Annotated in this window: 3 protein-coding genes; 2 read left to right on the forward strand and 1 reads right to left on the reverse strand. The window is 50.3% G+C overall.

Annotation, left to right across the window (positions count from 1 at the left end):
• The first annotated feature begins 409 nt into the window (after positions 1–409).
• A complete protein-coding gene (locus K1558_RS32545) occupies positions 410–1,363 on the forward strand; it encodes a helix-turn-helix transcriptional regulator (protein WP_238656266.1) in 954 nt (317 codons plus the stop codon).
• 177 nt (positions 1,364–1,540) lie between these two features.
• Positions 1,541–2,383, forward strand: a complete 843-nt coding sequence (locus tag K1558_RS32550) for a DNA-binding protein (RefSeq protein WP_238656268.1) — start codon at positions 1,541–1,543, stop codon at positions 2,381–2,383.
• Between the two features lie 191 nt (positions 2,384–2,574).
• Here the strand turns inward: K1558_RS32550 and katA are convergent, their stop codons facing one another.
• A complete protein-coding gene (gene katA, locus K1558_RS32555; RefSeq protein ID WP_238656270.1) occupies positions 2,575–4,020 on the reverse strand; it encodes a catalase KatA in 1,446 nt (481 codons plus the stop codon).
• Positions 4,021–4,248: the final 228 nt, after the last annotated feature.

Consider the following 4,248-nt stretch of genomic DNA (forward strand, 5'->3'; position numbering starts at 1 on the left):
GTGTAGTTCAATGGTAGAACTTCAGCCTTCCAAGCTGATAGCGTGGGTTCGATTCCCATCACCCGCTTATAGATATACCACAGACAGTCCTTGGGCCAACCAAGGGCTATTTTTTTGTTATTGAGGTTAGTTCTCCAAATGGTGCGATGAGGGAAGGGCCCATGCTCCGCAGCCGGTAACAGTTATAAAGAAATCCTGCAAAATGTGCAACATTGTTCTCCATGGGACAGGCGGCGGAAGAGACGGGATGTTGGTGTAAAAGGCGAGCACAAAGTGGGCTGGAGCGACGGGATGTGTAGCGGGACGTTGCAGGAAGCGATGTTTACGGACAGCCTTGTTACCATAGAACTGGTATAGTAGAGCTATGGAATCATTGACAACATTTACTTGGAAGCTGAGGGCAACGGTTATGACAGACAAGGTTATTCGGATTTTTAAAATTATTAATGCAATTCAGGCCAATCCCGGGATTACAGCGGCGGACTTGGCGTTCAGGTGCGAGGTGCACATCAGAACGGTCTACAGGGATCTTGAGGTGATCAGCCACTTCGCCCCGGTGACGAACGAGGGCAGGGGGACCGGCTACAGGTTCATGGGCAAATTCTTTCTGTATCCGCTCGATTTCACCGATCAGGAGTCACTGGCCTTCTCCCTGCTGCCGTCGGTGCTGCATGAGGAGAAGATCCCGCCGGGGTTTCACTCCGCGTACGATAAGGTGATGGGGACCCATCTAAAAGAGAAGTCCAGACAGAACGGGCTGCTGGAGAACATTGCCGATATTATTCAGATGGGGACACCGGCCTACCGCAAGGAGAGCCGGAATTTCCTGCAGCCGCTGATCGCAGCCATTCTGGAGCAGCGCAGCATCCGGGCGGTGTACCATTCTCAATTACGCAATGAGATTACAGAACGGAAGATTGATCCGTATTATCTGGTTCCGCGGGATCAACGCTTTTATCTGATCGGCTACTGTCACCTGAAGGGCGCAATCCGTACCTTCCGCATCAGCCGCTTCCAGCAGGTCGAGATGACAGCGTCCACTTTCGATAAGGGGGATTTCAACATTAAGCAATATCTGAAGAATACCTGGTCGATTCACCGGGGGACCCGGAATATTACATTCAAGGTACGGTTTCACCCCGAAGTGGCGCGTTATATCAAGGAAGAGGAGTTGTTCGTGCGTCCGCGGATGACCGATGAAGGCGATGGTACCCTGCGGTTTGAGGTTACCGTTAACAATGAGCAGGAATTCACCAAATGGATTCTGCAATACGGTCCACATGCGGAGATTCTTGAGCCCCCATCGGCCAGAGAGGGACTGAAGCAACAGCTGGAGCAGTGGCTGGATGTGTATCAGCAGTGAGAAATGTGCAGATTTTTGTCCAAATCCGGCAGAGTGCTTGTCGAAAAAATCACGTTGCTCTGCAGCATTGGGAATTTTGTTTTTTTAGAGGATATTTATGTCGGGAAAGAATTGACCACAGCGGAGAAGCAAGGTATTATATGGAATATAATGGAATGATAGGAGGCAAGATAGAAATTGCTGGAACTGGATGGGATGAATGAGGACTCTTTGACAGATATGCTTAAAGTATCGTTTTCATGGGAGAATTGGACCGCCATTCTCGAAATTTCCGACAAGCTCTTTGAGCTCGCTATTATGACCTACGGCTCCCAGCAACAGGGGATGAAGAGACATTCCCTCAAGAAGAATATAGCGTATTATCTCGGATACAGCGCCTGTATGAAAGGGATCGCTTATCAGAAGCTTGGAAACCTGGCTGAATCCAGAAAGTGTATCCGCCTCTATGAGGATATGAGCTGGATTAAAGACCTGAATCAGGAGGTTCTCACAGAAGTAGAGTACTACAGGAATATTGCTACAGCCAACACCTTCGTCATTGATCTGCTGGAGGGGAAGACAGAGGTTCTGCCCGATTATGTGGAATTCATCCGAAAGGGCGATAAGGAGGAGCTTCTGGCCTGCCTGATTACGGTGCTGGAGTCTTCGATTAAGTACAATTTTAGCATTGACTGGGTCCTCGATGAGTTCAAGGAACAATTGAAGGAATTGAGCTGCAGGGAGAAGCAGGAAGATATACGATACTACATAGATTACATGCATCTTAGTGCAATATATTTGTATAAAAGACAAAAAATTCATGATGCAATTAATTTGACTCTCTATATTTTGGTAATAAGTAGTAAACTCTATGATGGGACAGGCTTTCGGAAGATCGTATCATTCTACGAGCATATCCGCAGCCATGCCTCAGCCGAGCAACAAGAGTCTTACCGCAATATTATGAAAAATATCTTAGAGAGGGAGTTTTTAAAAGATGAAAAAGGCGATCTCGTTATTAACAGCCGTATTGCTGATTAGCTCAAGCGTAGCAGTAACAGCGGCCAGCGCAGGTGGTGGCGGTCATCTCACGGGATACTCCGGCAATGTCTCTGTCAACAATCATGGTGCAGGGCATTAAGCTGAATCCTCTCGGTCATGCTTTGGGAGAATAATACTTATGAGAAACAGGGGTAAGCCTTCGCTTACCCCTGTTTAGATTGTACTTGATGCTATAATCCCAGCCCCTCAGCAATCCGTTGTCCAAACTCCGGGTCGGCCTTACGGAAATGGCCAATCTGGCGGAGCTTGATCTCATCCGACTTCACCGGAGTCATGGCCTCGACAATGTTCTGCACCAGCCGTGCGCGTTCCTCTTCACTCAGCAGACGGTAGAGATCCCCCGGCTGGGTGTAGTGGTCATCATGATCATAGGACATGCTGTCTGCCTGACCGGAGACCTCAAAAGCTGCCGCTTTATGCTGCGGCGACTCGGTCGCCCCGCCGAAGCTGTTAGGCTCGTAGTAGACGGACCCGCCCCCGTTGTTCGTGGCATTCATTGCGCCGTCACGCTGGTTATTGTTGACCTCGGCAATAGGCCGGTTAATCGGCAGGTGATTATGATTGGCACCTACGCGGTAGCGGTGGGCATCACCGTAGGCGAACAGGCGGCCCTGGAGCATTTTATCGGGAGAAGCTTCTATGCCGGGTACGAATGAGCCAGGGGAGAAGGTCGCCTGCTCCACTTCAGCGAAGTAGTTCTCCGGGTTGCGGTCCAGCACCATGCGCCCTACTTCAATCAGCGGATAATCCTTCTGGGACCATACCTTGGTCACATCAAACGGATCGAACCGGTAGCTGTTAGCATCCTCCTCAGGCATAATCTGCACATACAGTGTCCATGCCGGGAAATCCCCGTTGTCGATGGCATTGAACAAATCCTCCGTATGATAATCCGGGTGCTCGCCTGCCAGCTGTGCGGCCAGCTTCACATCCAGGTTCTGAACGCCCTGTTCGGTCTTGAAGTGGTATTTCACCCATACGGCCCGGCCTTCCGCATTGACCCATTTGAACGTATGGCTGCCGAAGCCGTGCATATGGCGGAGGGTAGCGGGAATGCCGCGGTCAGACATCAGAATGGTAACCTGGTGCAGCGATTCCGGGGAGTGTGACCAGAAATCCCAGACAGCGGTCGGGTTCTTCAGATGGGTCTGCGGGTGACGCTTCTGGGTATGGATAAAGTCCGGGAATTTAATGGCATCGCGGATGAAAAAGACAGGTGTGTTATTCCCGACCAGGTCGTAGTTGCCTTCTTCGGTGTAGAACTTCACGGCGAAGCCGCGCGGATCGCGCACGGTATCGGCAGAGCCCAGCTCCCCGGCTACCGTAGAGAAACGGATAAACATCGGGGTGCGTTTGCCGACATCTGAGAGGAATGCGGCCTTGGTGTATTGGGATAAATCCCGGGTGACCTCGAAATATCCATGGGCGCCAGCGCCTTTGGCATGAACGACACGTTCCGGGACACGTTCCCGGTTGAAGTGGGCCAGCTTCTCCAGCAGATGTACATCCTGCAGCAGAGTAGGGCCACGGGAGCCTGCTGTCATAGAATTCTGGTTGTCACCCACCGGGGCGCCCCAGCTAGTGGTTAGTTTGTCGTTGTTACGGTTTGCAGTCATGAACGAAATCACCTCGTGTAAGGATTTGATTTTAGATTAAGTATAAATTTATAGTATATTTAAAATAAAATCAATCCTTTTTTATAATAATTATAATTAAAAAGGGCTGAACATAAAAAATCCCGTCCGCAGAGGCGGACAGGAGAAGGGGCCGGTAGGTGATTGTACAAAATGGAGCGACCGAGCCTAGGTTGAGTAACTTAGCAGGTGGAACCCCTGCTTGGAAAG

Origin of the sequence: Paenibacillus piscarius, assembly GCF_022234545.1 — a bacterium.
Lineage (GTDB): Bacteria > Bacillota > Bacilli > Paenibacillales > Paenibacillaceae > Paenibacillus_AQ > Paenibacillus_AQ piscarius.

What these genes read in the sequence shown, in the direction of transcription:
- K1558_RS32545 (WP_238656266.1), top strand. Translation starts at nt 410, where the DNA reads ATGACAGACAAGGTTATTCGGATTTTTAAAATTATTAATGCAATTCAG.
- katA (WP_238656270.1), bottom strand. Translation starts at nt 4,020, where the DNA reads ATGACTGCAAACCGTAACAACGACAAACTAACCACTAGCTGGGGCGCC.